Raw genomic sequence first — 16,665 nt, 5'->3', positions numbered from 1 at the left:
TCCGCACGGCCCCCCTCCCCCGCCAGGAAGGCACCCCATGACACACCGGCGCTGGTTCACCCCGTGGCTGCTCGCCGGGCCGGCCGTGATCTGGCTCGCCGTCTTCAACCTGTGGCCCGCCGTGAACACGGTGATCCTGTCGTTCACCAACGCCAAACCGCTGGGCGGCGGACACTTCAGCGGCCTGGCCAACTACCGACGCGCCCTGGACGACGAGCAGTTGACCGACGCACTCGTCAACAGCATCGTCTATCTGCTGATCTGCCTGCCGCTGCTCACCCTGCTGCCGCTGCTGCTCGCGCTGCTGGTGGAGAAGAAGCTGCCGGGCATCACCTTCTTCCGTACCGCCTTCTACACGCCCGTCGTCGCCTCCGCCGTCGTCGTCGGGTTGATCTGGGGGTGGGTCCTGGACGACCGCGGCCTGGTCAACGGACTCCTCGGGCAGCTCGGGGCGGCCGATCAGCCGGTCTCCTTCCTCACCGACCGCTGGCTCCTGCTCTTCAGCGCCATCGGACTGACCGCGTGGAAGGGCCTCGGGTACTACATGGTCATCTACCTCTCCGCGCTCGGGAACGTGGGCCGGGAGCTGCACGAGGCGGCCGCCGTCGACGGGGCGTCGGCCGTGCGCCGCTTCTGGCACGTCACCCTGCCCGGTGTACGGACCGCCATGATGCTGATCTCCGTCCTGATCTCCGTCTCCGCGCTGCGGGTCTTCTCGGAGCTGTACGTCCTGTCCAACGGCACCGGCGGCCCGGGCGGCCGGGACATGTCGGTGGTGATGCTCATCCAGATGTACAGCCGCGGCTTCACCGGGCACATCGGATACGCCTCGGCCCTGAGCCTGCTGCTCTTCGTCATCACCGTCGGCCCGATGCTGCTCCTCGCACGGCTCAACCGGAAGGCGGCCTGACCATGCCCGCACGAGGATCACGGGGATCACGGGGATCACGGGGATTCTCCACGCCCACCCCGGCCGCGAACGCGACGCGCTATCTGCTCCTGACGCTGGTCCTGCTGCTCACGATCGGCCCGTTCCTGTGGCAGCTGTCCACCTCGCTCAAGGGCCCGGGCGAGGACGTCTACTCCCGTACGCCGGACTTCCTGCCGCGCGAGGTGACGTTCTCCAACTACGCCCAGGTCGCCGACACCATCCCGGTGTGGACCTATGCGCTCAACTCGCTGACCGTGGCGGCGATCGCGGTGGCCGGCAACGTCGTGGGCGCCACCCTCGCCGGATTCGCGCTCTCCCGGCTGCGGTTCCGCGGGGCGCGGCTGGTGCTCGGCCTGTTCCTGGCCACGCTGGTGCTGCCCGGCGAGGTCACGATCGTCTCGCAGTACGTGACGGTGCGCAGCATGGGCCTGACGGACACCCTCGTCGGGGTGGCGCTGCCCGGGGCGATCGCCATGCTGAACGTGCTGCTGATGTACACGGCCTTCCAGGCCGTCCCGCCCGACCTCGACGCGGCCGCGCTCGTGGACGGCGCGAGCGTGTGGCAGCGCCTGGTGCATGTGGGGCTGCCCAACGTACGGGGCATGCTGAGCGTGGTCGTGATCTTCACGTTCATCGGCGCCTGGGACGACTTCCTGTGGCCGCTGATCGTCCTCAACGACCCCGAGCGGTACACCCTCACCGTCGGGCTCCAGTACCTCGACGGAACGTTCTCCGCCAATCCCCGGCTGATCGCGGCCGGCACCATGATCGCCTTTCTGCCGATCGTCGCCGTGTTCGCCGCGCTCCAGCGGTTCTTCTTCAAGGGCGTCGAGGAAGGCGCCATCAAGGGATGACTGAAGGAAAGGACCCGATGCCGAGCATGCCCGCTCCGCTCGACGCGCCGCGCTTCGACGCCCCGCGCTTCGGCGTCAACTACACCCCGAGCCAGGGCTGGTTCCACCACTGGCTCGACTTCGACCTCGATGCCGTCCGCGCCGACCTGGACTCGATCGCCGCGCTGGGCCTCGACCACCTCCGGGTCTTCCCGCTGTGGCCCGTCTTCCAGCCGAACCGCACCCTGATCCGCCCGCGCGCGGTGGAGCAGCTGGTCCGGCTCGTCGACGCGGCGGCCGAACGCGGTCTGGACGTGGCCGTGGACGGACTGCAGGGTCATCTGTCCAGCTTCGACTTCCGGCCCTCGTGGACCGAGACCTGGCACCGGCGCAATCTCTTCACCGACCCCGAGGTGCTCGAAGGACAGGCCGCCTATCTGCGCACGCTCGCCTCGGCCCTGGCGGACCGGCCCGCCTTCCTGGGCATGACGCTGGGCAACGAGATCAACCAGTTCTCCGGCGATCCGCACCCCGATCCGGACCGGATCACCCCGGGTCAGGCGGAGAGCTGGCTGCGCCGCATGCTCGACGCGTGCGAGCGGGGGGCACCCGGCCGGCCGCATCTGCACGCGGCGTACGACGCCGCCTGGTACGTGGACGACCATCCGTTCACGCCGGCGCACGCGGCCCGGCTCGGCGCGGTGACGGCCGTGCACTCCTGGGTCTTCAACGGCACCGCGCAGCGCTACGGCGCCGACGCCGTCGCGACCGGGCAGCACGCCGCGTATCTGATCGAGCTGTCGAAGGCCTGGGCCGAGGATCCGGCGCGGCCGGTGTGGCTGCAGGAGGTCGGGGCGCCCGCCCCGCACATCGCCGCCGAGCGGGCCGCCGCCTTCACCCGTACGACGGTGGACGCCGCGCTCGACTGCCCGGACCTGTGGGGCGTCACCTGGTGGTGCTCGCACGACGTCGACCGCTCGCTCGCCGACTTCCCGGAACTGGAGTACAGCCTCGGCCTGTTGACGAACGACCGCGAGGTGAAGCCCGCCGGCCGGGCCCTCGCGGAGGTCGTGGCGGAGGCCCGTACGCGCACGCATCAGCCCCGCCCCCGCAGCACGGCCCTGGTCCTCGATCTGCCCGACGACGCACCGAAACGGTCGACCTGCGCCCCCGGCGGGGCGTTCTTCGAGGCCTTCATGCGCCTGGCCGCGGACGGCGCGCGGCCCGCCGCCGTACTGGCGTCGCGGGCCTCCGACCGCGATCATCTCACCGCACGCGGGATCACCGAGACGGTCACCGTCGACGACGTCGGCCGGGCCTGACCATCCACCTCTTACGTGATGGAGCGACTGCCATGCATGACGACCGCACCCTGATCGAGTCCCGTCTCCGGCGCGTCCTCGACGAGCGCATCCGGCCGGCGATCCATCCGGAGTCGGTGCCGCTGGACGTCGGGATCTGGACCGCGCCCGGCGAACCGGTGCCGGTGGACGAGGGGATCGCCGCCCCGCGCCGGCCGATCGCCGTCGGTGACGCCTGGGGAGCTCCCTGGGGTACGAGCTGGCTCACCGTCTCCGGGACGGTACCGGAGGCCTGGGCGGGCCGGACCGTGGAGGCGCTGATCGACCTGGGCTTCGACGCGAACATGCCCGGGTTCCAGTGCGAGGGCCTGGTCTACCGGCCCGACGGTTCGCCGGTGAAGGGCCTCAACCCGCGGAACCAGTGGGTGCGGATCGCCGCCCCTGCGGCCGGTGGCGAGGAGGTGCTGCTGCACGTGGAGGCCGCGTCCAACCCGGTGATCCTCGACTACCACCCCTTCCTGCCGACCGAGCTCGGCGACAAGGAGACGGCGGGCGACACGCCGCAGTACCGCCTGGCGCGGATGGACCTGGCCGTCTTCGACGAGACCGTGTGGCAGCTGGTGATCGACCTGGAGGTGCTCGGCGAGCTGATGGCGGAGCTCCCGGTGGAGGGTGCCCGGCGCTGGGAGATCCTGCGGGCGATCGAGCGGGCCCTGGACGCGGTCGACCTCCAGGACGTGAACGCGACGGCCGCGGCGGCCCGTGAGCAGCTGGCCGGGGTGCTCGCCTCGCCCGCCGAGCCGTCGGCGCACCGGATCAGCGCGGTCGGGCACGCCCATATCGACTCGGCCTGGCTGTGGCCGCTGCGCGAGACGGTCCGCAAGGTGGCGCGGACCACCGCCAACATGACCGCGCTCCTTGAGGACGAGCCGGACTTCGTCTACACGATGTCGCAGGCCCAGCAGTACGCGTGGATCAAGGAGCACCGGCCGGAGGTGTACGCGCGGGTCAAGAAGGCGGTCGCGGAGGGCCGGTTCGTGCCGGCGGGCGGCATGTGGGTGGAGTCGGACACCAACATGCCCGGCTCGGAGGCGATGGCCCGTCAGTTCGTGCACGGGAAGCGCTTCTTCCTGGAGGAGTTCGGGGTCGAGAACCAGGAGGCGTGGCTGCCGGACACCTTCGGTTTCGCGGGCGGCCTGCCCCAGATCATCAAGGCGGCCGGTTCCAGGTGGCTGCTGACGCAGAAGATCTCGTGGAGCCAGGTCAACACCTTTCCGCACCACACGTTCTGGTGGGAGGGCATCGACGGGACCCGGATCTTCACGCACTTCCCGCCGATCGACACGTACAACTGCTCGATGCGGGGCAAGGAGATCGCGCACGCCGTCCGCAACTTCAAGGACAAGGGCAGGGCGCGGCACTCGATCGCGCCGACCGGCTGGGGCGACGGGGGTGGCGGCACCACCCGCGAGATGATCGCGAAGGCGGCCCGGCTGCGGAATCTGGAGGGCTCGGCCCGGGTGCGCTGGGAGCGGCCGGCGGAGTTCTTCGCCAAGGCCGAGGCCGAGTACCCCCATCCGCCGGTCTGGGTGGGTGAGTTGTATCTGGAGCTGCACCGGGCGACGCTGACGAGCCAGGCGCGGACCAAGCAGGGCAACCGGGCGAGCGAGAACCTGCTGCGCGAGGCCGAGCTGTGGGCCGCCACGGCCGCGGTGCGGGCCGGTCTCCCGTATCCGTACGAGGAGTTGGACCGCATCTGGAAGACGGTGCTGCTGCACCAGTTCCACGACATCCTGCCGGGCTCCTCGATCGCGTGGGTGCACCGCGAGGCGGAGCGGACGTACGCGGCGGTGGCCGAGGAGCTGAACGGGATCGTCGACCGTGCGCAGCGCGCGCTGGCCGGCGACGGCTCGGCCGGCGGCGAGGTCGTCTTCAACGCGGCCCCGCACGCGCGCGCGGGCGTTCCGGCGGGAGGGGCGAAGGCCGCGGTCGGGGCGGCCGGGGGCTGCACCGTGGAGGCACGGCCCGGCGGCGGGTTCGTCCTGGCCAACGGACTGCTGCGGGTGACCGTGGACGGGCGCGGACTGGTGGTGTCCGTGGTCGATCTCGCCGGCGGCCGGGAGACGGTCGCTCCCGGGGCGGCCGCCAATCTGCTGCAGATCCACCCCGACTTCCCGAACATGTGGGACGCCTGGGACGTCGACCAGTTCTACCGGAACACCGTCACCGATCTGACCGGGGCCGACGAGGTCACGGTCGCCGTCGAGACCCCGCGGGCCGTGTCCGTGCGCGTGAGCCGTTCCTTCGGCGCGTCCCGTGCGGTGCAGACGCTCACCCTCGCGGCGGGCGCGAAGCGGCTGGACCTGGAGACCGAGGTCGACTGGCACGAGACCGAGAAGTTCCTCAAGGCCGCCTTCCCTCTCGATCTCCACGCCGACCGCTACGCCGCGGAGACCCAGTTCGGCCATCTGTACCGGCCCACCCACACCAACACCAGTTGGGAGGCGGCCAAGTTCGAGGCGTGCAACCACCGCTTCGTCCACTTCGAGGAGCCCGGCTGGGGTGTCGCCCTGGTCACCGCCTCGACCTACGGGCACGACGTCACGCGCACCGTACGGCCGGAGGACGGGGGTACCACGACGACCGTACGGATGTCCCTGCTGCGCGCCCCGCGCTTCCCCGATCCGCACACCGACCAGGGTGTGCACCGCTTCCGCCACGCGCTGGTGCCCGGTGCCTCCGTCGGGGACGCCGTCCGCGAGGGCTACCGCGTGAACCTGCCGGAGCGCCGGATCGCGGGGGACGCGGATGTGGCGCCGCTGGTGGCCCTGGACGACGAGGCCGTCGTGGTCAGCGCGGTGAAGCTGGCCGACGACCGCGGTGGGGACGTGGTCGTGCGGCTCTACGAGTCACGGGGCGGCCGGGCCCGTGCCCGGCTCACGACGGGGTTCGGCTTCGACGGGGTGACCGTGTGCGACCTCCTGGAGCGGCCGCGCGGCGATGTTCCGGTGGAGACGGTCCGCGCGGAGGACGACGGTGTGGTCCTCGCGCTGCGCCCGTTCGAGCTGCTGACGCTGCGCTTCGCGGGGGTCGGCCAGCGCGGGTGGAGGGAGTCGATGCGGTAGTCGTGAACGTGGCATCGCCCCGCGCAGGCCAGGGGGTGTCCGGCGGACCAGGGCCGGACAGGACGCGGCGTCTGGTGCGGTGCATCGCAAGGCGCCGGAATGACCTCATAGCGGAGCTATTGGGGCTTTTCGGCAACGCGGCGAGGTGCCGTGCCAGGCGTCGCGGACCCGGCCCTGGTCCGCCGGACACCCCCTGGGTGCGGGTGGTCGGGGGCGAGCTCGGGGTGGAGGTGTTCCAGCTCGTCCGGGTCCGAGCGGGGCCAGAGCCGTACCGCCGCGACGGCCCCGAGGAGGGCGACGACGCTCAGCGCGCCGGCCGCGACCGCGAGGCCGGCGCGCGCGGCCGTCCAGCCGGCGAGGGGGTAGGTGAGCAGCCAGCAGCCGTGGGCGAGGGAGAAGCGGGCGGCGAAGAGGGCGGGCAGGTCCGCGCTGCCCGCCGAGCGCCGCAGCAGCCGCCCGCCGGGTGTCAGGATGGCCGAGCCGGCCGCCCCCAGCAGGAGCCAGGCGGCGAGGAGGGCGGGCCAGGTCCAAGGGCCCGGGCCCGCCGCCAGGCCTGCGGGGAGGAGCGCGAGGACGCCCGCCGTCACGAGGGCGGCGGGGAGCATCAGGGCGCGGTCGCCGATCCGGTCCAGGATCCGCGGGAGCAGCAGTGCCACGGCCATGGAGCCCGCTCCGTACGCGCCGAGGGCGAGGGTGACGTCGCCGACCGGGCGACCGAGGACCTCCCGCACGAGGACGACGGTGGTGACGAGGACCATGGCGCCGCCCGCGGCGACGACCAGGTCGAGGGCGAGGAGGGCGCGCAGGCGCGGGGTGGCGAGGAGGAGGCGGGTGCCGAAGGCTGCCTTGGCGTAGGGTCCGCCGGTCCGCTCGGCCGGTTCGGGTGCCGGAAGCAGGACGGAGGCGACGAGGGCGGCGGAGGCGAGGAACCCGGCGGCGGTGCCGGTGAAGAGCAGGCCGGCCGGGACGAGGGTGAGCAGGGCGGCGGCCAGGGCCGGGCTGAAGAGGTTCTCCAGGTCGTAGGCGAGGCGGGAGAGCGACAGGGCGCGGGTGTAGTCGCGCTCGTCGGGCAGGACGTCGGGGATCGTGGCCTGGAAGGTCGGGGTGAAGGCGGCGGAGGCGGCCTGGAGCAGCAGGATCAGGGCGTAGATCTGCCATACCTGGCTGACGAAGGGGAGGGCCAGGGCGGCCGTCGCGCGGGTGAGGTCCATGGCGACGAGCAGGGCGCGCCGGGGTATCCGGTCGGCGAGGGCGCTGATGAGCGGGGCGACACCGACGTACGCGATCATCTTGATCGCGAGCGCGGTCCCCAGGACGGCGGAGGCGTCGGCGCCCGCGAGGTCGTACGCGCGCAGGCTCAGCGCGACGGTGGCGAGTCCGGTGCCGGCCAGGGCGACGACCTGGGCGGTGAACAGGCGGCGGTAGGTGCGGTGGCGCAGCACGGACAGCATGAGGACCGCCCTCGTTCGGCTACGGGGACGTCCTCACGGTAGCCGACATGTGCGCGCTTGCGCACATGATGAAACGACAGGGGCTCGGCGGGGAGAGGTCACTCGGCGGGGGGAGGTCAGTCGTGCCAGGGCTCGCCGGTCACCTGGTGGTCGGCGTGGCTGATCGCCTCGACGACGAGGCGCCGCATGTGTCCGTCCGGGAGCGTGTACACGACCCGCCGCCCGTCCTTGCGGTGCTGGACGAGGCCGCCGAGCCGCAGCTTGGCCAGGTGCTGGCTGACCGCGGGCCGGGCCGCGCCGCAGGCCTCCGCGAGGGCGGTGACGTCGGACTCCCCGCGCGACAGGAGCCACACCAGGTGCAGCCGGGTGGGGTCCGCCAGGAGCGCGAACACCGCGGCCGCGGCGGAGAGCTCGCGCGAGCCGGGGGTGCGCTGATGCACCACGCTCGCCGTCGGGGATACCTCGCGTTCTGGCATGGGGCCATCGTAGGCACGGGTACGGGTACGGAAACCGCCCCGGTGCCAGCGGCGCCGGGGCGGTCTCCAGGAAGCACGTCAGAGCTTGTGCATGCCCTTGTAGGGACTGAGGACTCGGACCTGGGTGGCCCCGAAGTCGACGAGCATCGCACCCGTCGGCTCCTGGCCAATGATCTTCCCGAGGCCGTGGCGATCGTGGGAGACGCGGTCACCGACGGCGAACTCCTTGATCACGGGATCGACGGGAGCCGCGAAGGGGCTGGTGGACAGGTGGCGCCGGGGCGCGGATCGGTTCGTCATCGTCCCGCCAGTATGCCCCTCGCGGCGGCCGAGGCACAGACACGCACGCACCCCCGGGCCCGGGCGGGCCGGCCCGGGCGCCGCTCCCGGACGCGCCACCGTTCTCAACTCCGCCGATTCCCAGGGAGGTTCGGCGGGTAGCATGCGATGCACCGCACGAGGGAGGGGGCACGTGTGTCGGTCCGCTACTACCTGTACATCAGTGATGCCAAAATCAACATGATGCTGCCCCAAATCGACGCATCCTGGTCACGCAAGCGCGTCACGGAGTTCGGCGTCGATCTGAAGGTGGCGAGCGCCAAGCGCAGCGTCGAGGACGCGGGCGCCGGCGGGGACCGGATCGCACGCCTGGAGCGCGTCGTGCGGCACTTGGAGGACCACGGCGACCTGGGGGACGTGGACGAGCCGGGCCAGTACGTGCACGGGGTGCTGCCGATGCAGTGGGGGACTCTCAGCAACGCGGACGGGGTGTACTTCGGCGGCCGCAGCGAGCGGACGATCGTCGGACTGGGCGGGTCGACGGCCCACCTGTTGGGAGCCGTCGCGGGCGAGCCCCCGGCGCGGACCGCGATCACCTCCTCATTGCTGCCCGTGCTCATCGACCAGCTCACCACCCTCGCCGATGGAGACGGGGCGGCTTCGCACGACCACCTGGCGACGGTCGTGCGGGCCCACGCCACACTCCGCGGTCCCGCGCAGACCGTCGAGTTCGTGGCCAAACGCCTGCTGTACGGACCGCACCCCTACCCGGAACTGGCCCCCCGGGACGACATGACCGTGCTGCTCGCCAGCCCCCTCTACGTCGCACTCGTCGACTGAGCGGGCGGGAGGCGACCGGGGATGGCGACCGAGGGCCGGAAGGTGTCCGAGCTGATCGAGTCGGCTTGCGCGGTCATGTCACAGCTCGCGATGGACCCCTTGGCCCTGGAGATCGACCCGGGCGGGACACGGCTCCTGGCGGTGATGCGGGAGAGCTCGCTCAGGGTCCGCAGCCGGGGCCCGTACACCCCGGACGACCTGCCGCCCGAGGCCCTGGACATGATCGAGTGGCTCTCTCTGCTCTGGTCGATGGAGCCCGAGCGCCCCCACTGCACGATCGCGGGAGGCGGCCGGTGGCCGGCTCTGGTGGTGACGTTCCCGGTCAGCTGGGTGCGGGTGCACTACCTCGTGCCCGAGGAGGCGCCGTGGGCCTATCCGCCGCATCCCGGCAACGAGCACCTGGGCACGGACATCAAGCTGGCCCTGCGCTATCTGGCCGGATCCCTGCGGGAGGCCGCGCGCGAGAGCGGCGACGAGCCTCCCGTCACGCTGTCCCTGAGCTTCCCCGAGGACCCGACGTACGAGGAGCGGGCCGCGAAGGTCGACGCACGGTTCCGCGACATCCTCCCCACGGTCGTCCCCACCATCGAGGTGGACCGGAGCCGCTGCTCGCCCAGGCAGCGGGCCGCCCACGACAAGGCCCTGCGCACGGGGGCGTACAGCAATCAAGGGGTGGCGCCGCTGGGCCGTACGGGCTTCACGGCCCGGATCGGGAACGCGTGCTTCCGGGACTCCGGCGGGTGACCGCGGCCGTCGAGTCCGCGGTCACGTGCTCTCCCGCAGCGCCCGCGCCAGTTCCGCCGCCGTCCTGACCTGGATGCGCGGGGTGTCGACCAGCGCCGCGTCCACGACGTCCGCGAGCCGTGGCGGAATCGACGCTCCGCGGTCCCCGATGCGTACGACCGGTTCGCGCAGCGCGATGGCCACCGGGTCCTTGTGGGCGGGGAAGTCGCGCGGGGTGGCGCCCGTGAGCATCCAGTACAGGCAGGCGGCCGCCGCCCAGACGTCGACCTCCGGACCGGCGTACTTGTAGTCGAGCAACTGGCTGCGCGGGACGAAGGGAATCGTGCCGCCCAGAGCACCCGTCCTGGTGTGCCCGGAGAGGCCCGCGTGCTCGAACGCCTTGGCCAGGCCGAAGTCCGCGAGCTTGACCACCGGCCCCGCCGCCGACTCCTCGCCGGTCAGCAGGATGTTGGCGGGCTTCACATCGCGGTGCACCAGGCCCCGGGCCGTGGCCTCGGCGCCGTCCGCGAGGCGGGTGGCGGGCAGCTCGGCCCGGTGGGCGTGATCGAGCCCCGCGAGGACCTGTCGTACGACGGACAGCGCCACGGGCACGGGCACTCTGCCCGCGTGCCGGGCCGCCAGCCGCTCCAGAGTGCCGCCGGGGCACAGCTCGCAGGCGAACCAGAACGCGTCGCCGCCCTCGGCACGGTCCGCACCGGCCGTGCTGTCGCCGCTGTCGCCGGTGTCGCCGGTGTCGCCGGTGTCGAGGAAGGCGACGATGTTCGGGTGGCGCAGGGCGCGGACGCTCGCGAACTCGCGGCGGAACGCGAAGCGCGCCTGCGCGTCGACCGGTCCCTGGGCCGCCACCCGCTTGAGCGCGACCAGCTCCCCCGTGGCCCGGTGCCGCGCGAGATGGACGACGCCCTGGGACCCACGGCCCAGTTCGCGGACGAGCACATAGCCGGGGACGGGCGGTGCCTCACGAGCCTCCTCCGGGCCGTCCGCGGTCGTCTCCACGGTGATCCGCAGCCGTACGTCCCCGATCGCGATCTCGTCCCCGTCCGTCAGCGGCTGTTCGGTGAGGCGGCCGAGCCGCGAACCGTTGACGTGCGTGCCGTAGCTGCTGCCGAGGTCCCGTACGCGCACTCCGGGCGGGTCGACGTCCAGCCGGCAGTGCCGGCGGGAGACCCTGCGGTACCGGTCGGGGATACGGATGCCGCACGCGGCCGACCTGCCCACGTCGCAGCCCGCCGGCTCGTCGTACACGTACTCCTCGACGGCGTCCGGGGTGTGCACCGTGATCGTCACCCGCGCGTTCACCGGGTCGCGCTCACCGGGTGTCGGTTCCGGCCGTGAAGTCGTAGTCCCAGTCCAGCTCCCACAGCCGGAGCGCCGGCCGGAGGTCGGTCGAGAGGACATTGCGGCCGTCGGCCGTGAAGACGACCTCGGCGAGCGACTCGGGATGGCCTTCGAGCCGGTGCACACACGCTCCCGTACGGACGTCCCACATTCGCAGGACACGGTCGTCGCCCGCGGTCAGGACGTACCGCCCGTCCGGGCTGACGTCGAACATCTCCGTGAACACCGGGAGTTCGCACAGGACGCGGCCCCGCTCCGTCTCCCACACCCGCACCACGCCCATACCGGAGGTCGCCGCGACCCGGCAGTCGGCGCTCATCGCGAGCGTGGAGTGGTAGGCGACGTCCTGCGTGAGCAGCTGCCGACAGGTGCGTACGTCCCAGACCGTGGCCTGTCGGGCGTCGCAGACGTACAGCCGCCCGCCGTCAGGACCGAACCTCAGGCTCGTGTCGCCGTAGCCGACGGGAAAGGTGACCAGCGGTCGACCGGTGGCCGTCTGCCACAGTCGGCCGGTGCGGTCCTCGAACCCCGCCGAGGCGGCGTACTTCCCGTCGTCGCTCAGCCGGACCGCTCCCACCTTGCCCTCGTGTCCCACCATCGTGCGGATCCGACCGGGGATGCGTCGCCGCAGGTCCCACAGGCCCAGCGCGCCGTCGCTGTCGCCGACGAGCGCGTACCCGCCCGCCGGGTCCATGGCGATCGTGGTGACGTGCCCGAGGTCCCCGTCCAACCGGGAGCGTCTGGTCCCGGTCTCGAAGTCCCACAGATGCGCGCTGCCGCCCCAGTCCGCCGTGAGGGCGAAGGCGCAGTCCTCGGGGATGAGCACCGTGTGGGCGTGGGCCTCCCGCTCGCCGAACACATGCGCGCACTCACCGGTCTGCAGGTCCCATACGCGGATGTGGCCGTCGGCTCCCCCGGTCACGAGCAGTTCGCCGTCGCGGCTCAGGCCGAAGACGGGCTTCTTGGTGAGGATCCAGCCGCCACTGAGGTCGTACCGCTCCCAGATTCCGAGGAGATCGGCGGGCCGCCCCGCCTCGCGGCCCAGCCGGTTCCACACCGTGCGCAGCTCGGGATGGCGTTCGAAGCCGGGAATCGCGCGCGCCGTCCGCAGTTCCGCGGCCGCCGCCACGGGCGAGCCCCGCTCGGCCAGTTCCACCGCGCGCTCGACGGCGCGCCGGGCGCGCGCCGCGCCGTCCTCGAGGGCGAGCGCCGTCCGGGGGCGGGCGTAGCTCCAGCCGGCGCGGAAGCCGGGCGCCGGCAGGTGCTGGATCTGGATGCCTCCGGAGGAGCCCACGACGACGACCCGGCCGTTCCCGCTGAGGGCCACGCAACTCGCCTGCAGGAACGGTCTGTCCTCGATCTCGAGGGAGATCGTGCGCAGGCAGCGACCGGAGGCCGTCTCCCAGATCCGCAGCCGCGGGTGCCGGCCGAAGCCCGCTCCGACCGAGACGGCGAGGGCGGCGTCCCCGCTCAGCGCGAAGACGTCGTACGGGCTGAGGCTGTCCCGCGCGGTGTGGCGGATCCGGTCGGTCCTGGTCTCCCAGACATGGAACTCGCCCATGTGACGTCCGGCAAGGAGTGCGTACGTGCCGCCGTGCGGGCTCAGCACGACCTCGTCGATGCCGGTGAGGTGGAAGTCGGCGGAGGTGACCAGTTGGTGGAGCGGCCGGGCGGTGGCGACGTCCCAGACCACGACGCTGCCGTCGGACGGCGCGGCGGACACCACGACGGCGGCGTCCTCGCTCAGCCCGAGCACGGTGGCCGACGAGGGCTCGTACCGGGCACCCGGCACGATCTGGCCGGTCGTCCTGTCGGTTCTCGGGTACCGCGACGGCGGGTGGACGAACTCCCGCTGCGGGCGGCCGTCCGGGTCCCACACCTGGACGGGCCCGCCGTCGTAGGCGACGGCGGCGGTGCCCGCGCCGTTCAGGGCGACCGCGGTGACGCGCGAGGCATGGCCCGGGAGGGTACGCAGCAGGGTCCCGTGCGTGAGGTCCCACACCTCCACGATGCCGTCACCGCGCGCGGAGAGCCCGGTCCGGCCGTCGGCGGTGACGGCTACGGCGGTGACGGCGACGGCTTCGGTCTCCCTGTCCGTTTCCGTTTCCGTTTCCGTGTCTGTGTCCGTGTCTGTGTCCGTGTCGGGCGGGGCGTCGTCGCCCGGTGCCCCGGTCCCGGGCAGCACGTGGCGGCAGCGGCCCTCCGGCGTCGACCAGACCCGGATCTCGCCCTGCCCGTCTCCGGTGAGCACGATCTCGCCCGTGGCGTCGACGGCGAGGGCCGTCACCGAGCGCGCGTGGCCTTCCAGCCGCACCCGCTCGGGGGTCCGCCCTCGGCGGGCCGACTCGGCGCGGGCCGCCTCGACTTCGGGGACGTCGGGGGCGCTGGCCAGCAGTTCGCGGGCTGCGGCGTCGTCCCCTCGCTCGACGTGGACGAGGCCCAGGAGGTGGTCCGCCCGCCAGCGCGCGCCTTCGATGGTGCGTGCCGTGGTCAGCTCCGACACGACCTGTTCGTCGGTGAGCGCGCCCTGGCGCCAGCGGTACAGGGCCCAGTTGTAGACGGTGGACGGGTGGTGCGGGTCGATGTCGGCGGCGGTGCGCCACAGTTCCTCGGCCTCGTCCGGGAGCCCGAGGTCGAGGAGCGAGAGCGCCTGGTTGGAGAGGCCGTCCGCGAGCAGGTTCGCCGCCTGCGGCGCCGAGCGGGGGTAGGGGGTGCCGACGACGTCCGCGTAGATCTCCGTGACGGCGGTGGCGAGCTCGTCCATCCGCTGCGGGCGGGCCGCCGGGTCGATCGCGAAGCAGCGCGCGAGCAGATCGGCGAGCGCCCCGGGCATCGCGGGCGAACCCGGCCCCGCGCGCCCTCCGGACTCCAGGAACGCGCGGAACACCTCCGGCGCCGTCTGCCCGTACCGGCAGGGCGGGCCGCCCGTGAACATCTCCAGGACGCACAGCGCCCACGACCAGACGTCCGTCGCGCGCGTCAGCGTGACCCGTCCGCCGGACGCCGCGTCGGCCTGCTCCGGGGAGCAGTACGCGGGCGTCCTACCTCCGTAGCTGGCCGTCAGGCTCGCCCCGTGCGGCACCGCGGGGCTCTCCCCCGCCGCCATGCGGGCGCCGGCGATGCCGAAGTCGGTGACCTTCGCCGTCCAGCCGGTGTCGACCATGATGTTGGCGGGCTTGACGTCCTGGTGGATCACGCCCTCCCGGTGCGCGTGATCGAGGCCCCAGGCGATCTGCGCGGCCAGGTCCAGCGCGCGGGCGGGGAACTTCGCACCACCGGAGCCCCCGTCCCCGTCCCCGCCCCCGCCCCCGTCCTCGTACAGTCGCCCGTCGCGGACGAGTTCCGCGAGCGAGCCGCCGCCGACCCACTCGGCGAACACGCACGGGATCTCGTCGATCCTGCGGACGTAGAGACAGTTGACGACATGAGGATGCAGCCCGAGCCCGACCCACATCCCGGCCTCGACCTCGAAACCGTTGCGCCCGGCGGCGGTCGCCACGAGTTCGGGGCGCGGCACCTTGACCGCGAGGTCGGTGTTCCACGCCCGGTGGCGGACGCGGTGGACCAGCCCCATCCCGCCGCTGTCCAGCACGTCGAGCACGTCGTACAGATCCAGAACGACATCCCCGCGCCGCCAACTCCCCGCCGTCATAGGTCCATTGTGGTCGGTCGAGTGACGGACGGGAACAGGGAGTCGTCCTGCCCGGGTGCGCCCGGAGCGCCGGGGAGCGCCCGGATGTCCGGACCCCGCTTCGACCAGGTGTTATGCCGCGCCGCCGGGCGTTTCGCGCCATTCCGCTTGCGCTACTCTGGCCGTCATGACGTCGACGGGACCCCAGCATGCCTCCTAAGCAGCAGCGCGGTGAGGCCACCGTCGACCGGCTTCTGACCGCGGCGCTGCGGGTGTACGCGGAGTCCGGCCAGCAGGGGTTCACCGTGAACGCGGTCACGGCGGCCAGTGGCGTCAGTCTGGGCAGCCTCTATCACCACTTCGGCAGTTTCGACGGCCTCGCCGCCGGTCTCTACATCCGCTGCATGGGGCAGCTGTGCGACGAGGTGTTCGCCGATCTGAGCCGTACGCGCACCCCGCACACCGGCGTCCGCGCGCTCGTCAAGGGCTATCTGAAGTTCACCGTGGAGCACCGCGACGCCGCCCTGTTCCTGCACGCCTCCGCGTACTCCGGCTATCTCGCGGCGCACGCGGAGGAGATCCGCGCGTTCAAGGCGGTCAAGTTCGCGTCCATCGGCGAGTGGCTGCGGCCGCACATCGAGGCCGGAGTGATCGCGCCGCTGCCCGCCCCCGTGATCGAGGTGCTCGTCATGGGACCGATCGAGGAGACCGCGCGGCGCTGGCTGTCCAGCACGTACGACATCGACCTGAACCAGGCCGCGCGCATCCTGCCCGACCGGATCTGGCGTTCTCTGCGGCCGGACTGACTACCGTGTGAACCAGGACGCGTTCACGAGGTACGGGGCGGGGAAAGGGAGCGATGGTTCCTGGGACGGTGCAGCAGCTGACGATTCTGCTGATCCTGGTGCTGCCCGGGGTCTTCTACCAGGCCGTACGGGAGCATCTGCGCGGCGCCGCCGCGGCCGAACAGGAGCCGCAGAACCGGATCGTGCGGGCGATCGCGGCGGGGGCGCTGCTCGACGCCGCGTACGCGGTGGCCGCGGGGCCGTGGCTGGTGGGGCTGCTCGACGGAGACGGGGCCGGGCCGGTGGCGGGGGTGCTGCGGCATCCCCGGCAGGCGGGGCTCGCGGCCCTGCTCCTGGTGGTCGCGGTGCCGTCGGGGATCGCCTGGGCGGAGGCCGCGTGGGCCAGGCGGCGCAGGCGGGCGCGGTACGAGCCGACGCCGACCGCCTGGGACGCGCTGTTCCGCGACCGGGGCTCGTGCTTCGTCCGGGCCCGCCTCAAGAACGGTCTGTGGGTGGGTGGTTGGCTGGGCTCCCGGTCGGCCGTCTCGGCCTATCCGCAGCAGGGGGACCTCTATCTGCAGGCGCAGTACCGCATGGCGCCCGACGGCAGGTTCCTCGGGCGGGTGCCCGACACCGGCGGTGTCTATCTGAGGGCCGCCGACATCGACGTACTGGAGATACTGCTGCGGCCGGCGTCGCCGAACACCGGCGCCGCACCGCAGAGCGAGGAAGGAGCTACGACGCATGACACAGCCTCACAAGCCGTCGGATGAGGACGAGTTCGCGGACCTGGACGACCTGGACAACTTGATCTCCGAGTTCTCCGATCTCCGGACGTACCGGCCGACGGATGACGCGGCCGAGCCGGACGACGTGCCGCAGGCGCCGTCGGGCACCGCGATGGGCGACGCCCCGCCCTCCTCCGCCTGAG

At 72.5% G+C, this 16,665-nt stretch carries 14 protein-coding genes; 9 read left to right on the top strand and 5 right to left on the bottom strand.

Translation table 11 applies throughout. The annotated features are described in order from the left end of the window. Positions 1-37: 37 nt before the first annotated feature. From FDM97_RS14745 to FDM97_RS14730, 4 genes are read left to right on the top strand one after another with little or no spacing between them, the layout of a single operon-like run. Positions 38-910, top strand: coding sequence for a carbohydrate ABC transporter permease (locus tag FDM97_RS14745; protein ID WP_137990864.1), 873 nt, complete (start codon positions 38-40; stop codon positions 908-910). A 2-nt stretch (positions 911-912) separates the two neighbouring features. Next, positions 913-1,785 (top strand): carbohydrate ABC transporter permease, encoded by an 873-nt coding sequence (locus FDM97_RS14740; protein WP_137990863.1) that lies wholly within the window; start codon positions 913-915, stop codon positions 1,783-1,785. A 17-nt stretch (positions 1,786-1,802) separates the two neighbouring features. Continuing rightward, complete coding sequence (locus FDM97_RS14735) at positions 1,803-3,086, top strand: glycoside hydrolase 5 family protein (RefSeq protein WP_254705594.1); 1,284 nt, start codon at positions 1,803-1,805, stop codon at positions 3,084-3,086. Between the two features lie 32 nt (positions 3,087-3,118). Then, positions 3,119-6,190, top strand: coding sequence for an alpha-mannosidase (locus tag FDM97_RS14730; protein WP_137990862.1), 3,072 nt, complete (start codon positions 3,119-3,121; stop codon positions 6,188-6,190). A gap of 116 nt (positions 6,191-6,306) precedes the next feature. On the opposite strand, the gene FDM97_RS14720 is transcribed toward FDM97_RS14730, so the two are convergent. From FDM97_RS14720 to FDM97_RS14710, 3 genes are all read right to left on the bottom strand, one after another. Next, a complete protein-coding gene (locus tag FDM97_RS14720) occupies positions 6,307-7,641 on the bottom strand; it encodes an MFS transporter (RefSeq protein ID WP_137990861.1) in 1,335 nt (444 codons plus the stop codon). Between the two features lie 116 nt (positions 7,642-7,757). Then, positions 7,758-8,117, bottom strand: coding sequence for an ArsR/SmtB family transcription factor (locus tag FDM97_RS14715; RefSeq protein ID WP_137990860.1), 360 nt, complete (start codon positions 8,115-8,117; stop codon positions 7,758-7,760). 78 nt (positions 8,118-8,195) lie between these two features. Beyond that, on the bottom strand, positions 8,196-8,417 hold the full coding sequence (locus FDM97_RS14710; protein WP_137990859.1) for a hypothetical protein: 222 nt from the start codon (positions 8,415-8,417) through the stop codon (positions 8,196-8,198). A 147-nt stretch (positions 8,418-8,564) separates the two neighbouring features. On the opposite strand from FDM97_RS14710, the gene FDM97_RS14705 reads away from it, so the two are divergent. Beyond that, complete coding sequence (locus tag FDM97_RS14705; RefSeq protein WP_284440289.1) at positions 8,565-9,236, top strand: DUF7019 family protein; 672 nt, start codon at positions 8,565-8,567, stop codon at positions 9,234-9,236. Positions 9,237-9,257: 21 nt separating this feature from the next. Next, entirely contained in the window at positions 9,258-9,980 is a 723-nt protein-coding gene (locus FDM97_RS14700; protein ID WP_137990857.1) for a hypothetical protein, read from the top strand. 21 nt (positions 9,981-10,001) lie between these two features. On the opposite strand, the gene FDM97_RS14695 is transcribed toward FDM97_RS14700, so the two are convergent. After that, on the bottom strand, positions 10,002-11,267 hold the full coding sequence (locus FDM97_RS14695; RefSeq protein WP_217510231.1) for a protein kinase domain-containing protein: 1,266 nt from the start codon (positions 11,265-11,267) through the stop codon (positions 10,002-10,004). Between the two features lie 22 nt (positions 11,268-11,289). Beyond that, entirely contained in the window at positions 11,290-14,970 is a 3,681-nt protein-coding gene (locus FDM97_RS14690; protein WP_137990855.1) for a protein kinase domain-containing protein, read from the bottom strand. Positions 14,971-15,158: 188 nt separating this feature from the next. Here FDM97_RS14690 and FDM97_RS14685 point away from each other — a divergent pair, with 188 nt between their 5' ends. Genes FDM97_RS14685 through FDM97_RS14675 form a run of 3 tightly spaced genes read left to right on the top strand, consistent with a single transcriptional unit; the run spans position 15,159 to position 16,664 of the window. After that, the gene (locus FDM97_RS14685) at positions 15,159-15,755 is read left to right on the top strand and encodes a TetR/AcrR family transcriptional regulator (RefSeq protein ID WP_137990854.1); all 597 of its coding nucleotides are present in this window, start codon (positions 15,159-15,161) and stop codon (positions 15,753-15,755) included. A 53-nt stretch (positions 15,756-15,808) separates the two neighbouring features. Continuing rightward, positions 15,809-16,507 (top strand): DUF6338 family protein, encoded by a 699-nt coding sequence (locus tag FDM97_RS14680; protein ID WP_137990853.1) that lies wholly within the window; start codon positions 15,809-15,811, stop codon positions 16,505-16,507. Next, positions 16,479-16,664, top strand: a complete 186-nt coding sequence (locus FDM97_RS14675; RefSeq protein WP_137990852.1) for a hypothetical protein — start codon at positions 16,479-16,481, stop codon at positions 16,662-16,664. The genes FDM97_RS14680 and FDM97_RS14675 overlap by 29 nt, the downstream gene beginning before the upstream one ends. The last annotated feature ends 1 nt before the right edge of the window (position 16,665 follow it).

Source organism: Streptomyces vilmorinianum, from assembly GCF_005517195.1.
Taxonomy (GTDB): Bacteria; Actinomycetota; Actinomycetes; order Streptomycetales; family Streptomycetaceae; genus Streptomyces; species Streptomyces vilmorinianum.
The sequence above is the reverse complement of the archived record's forward strand: the minus strand, read 5'-3'. Positions and strand labels throughout refer to the sequence as shown.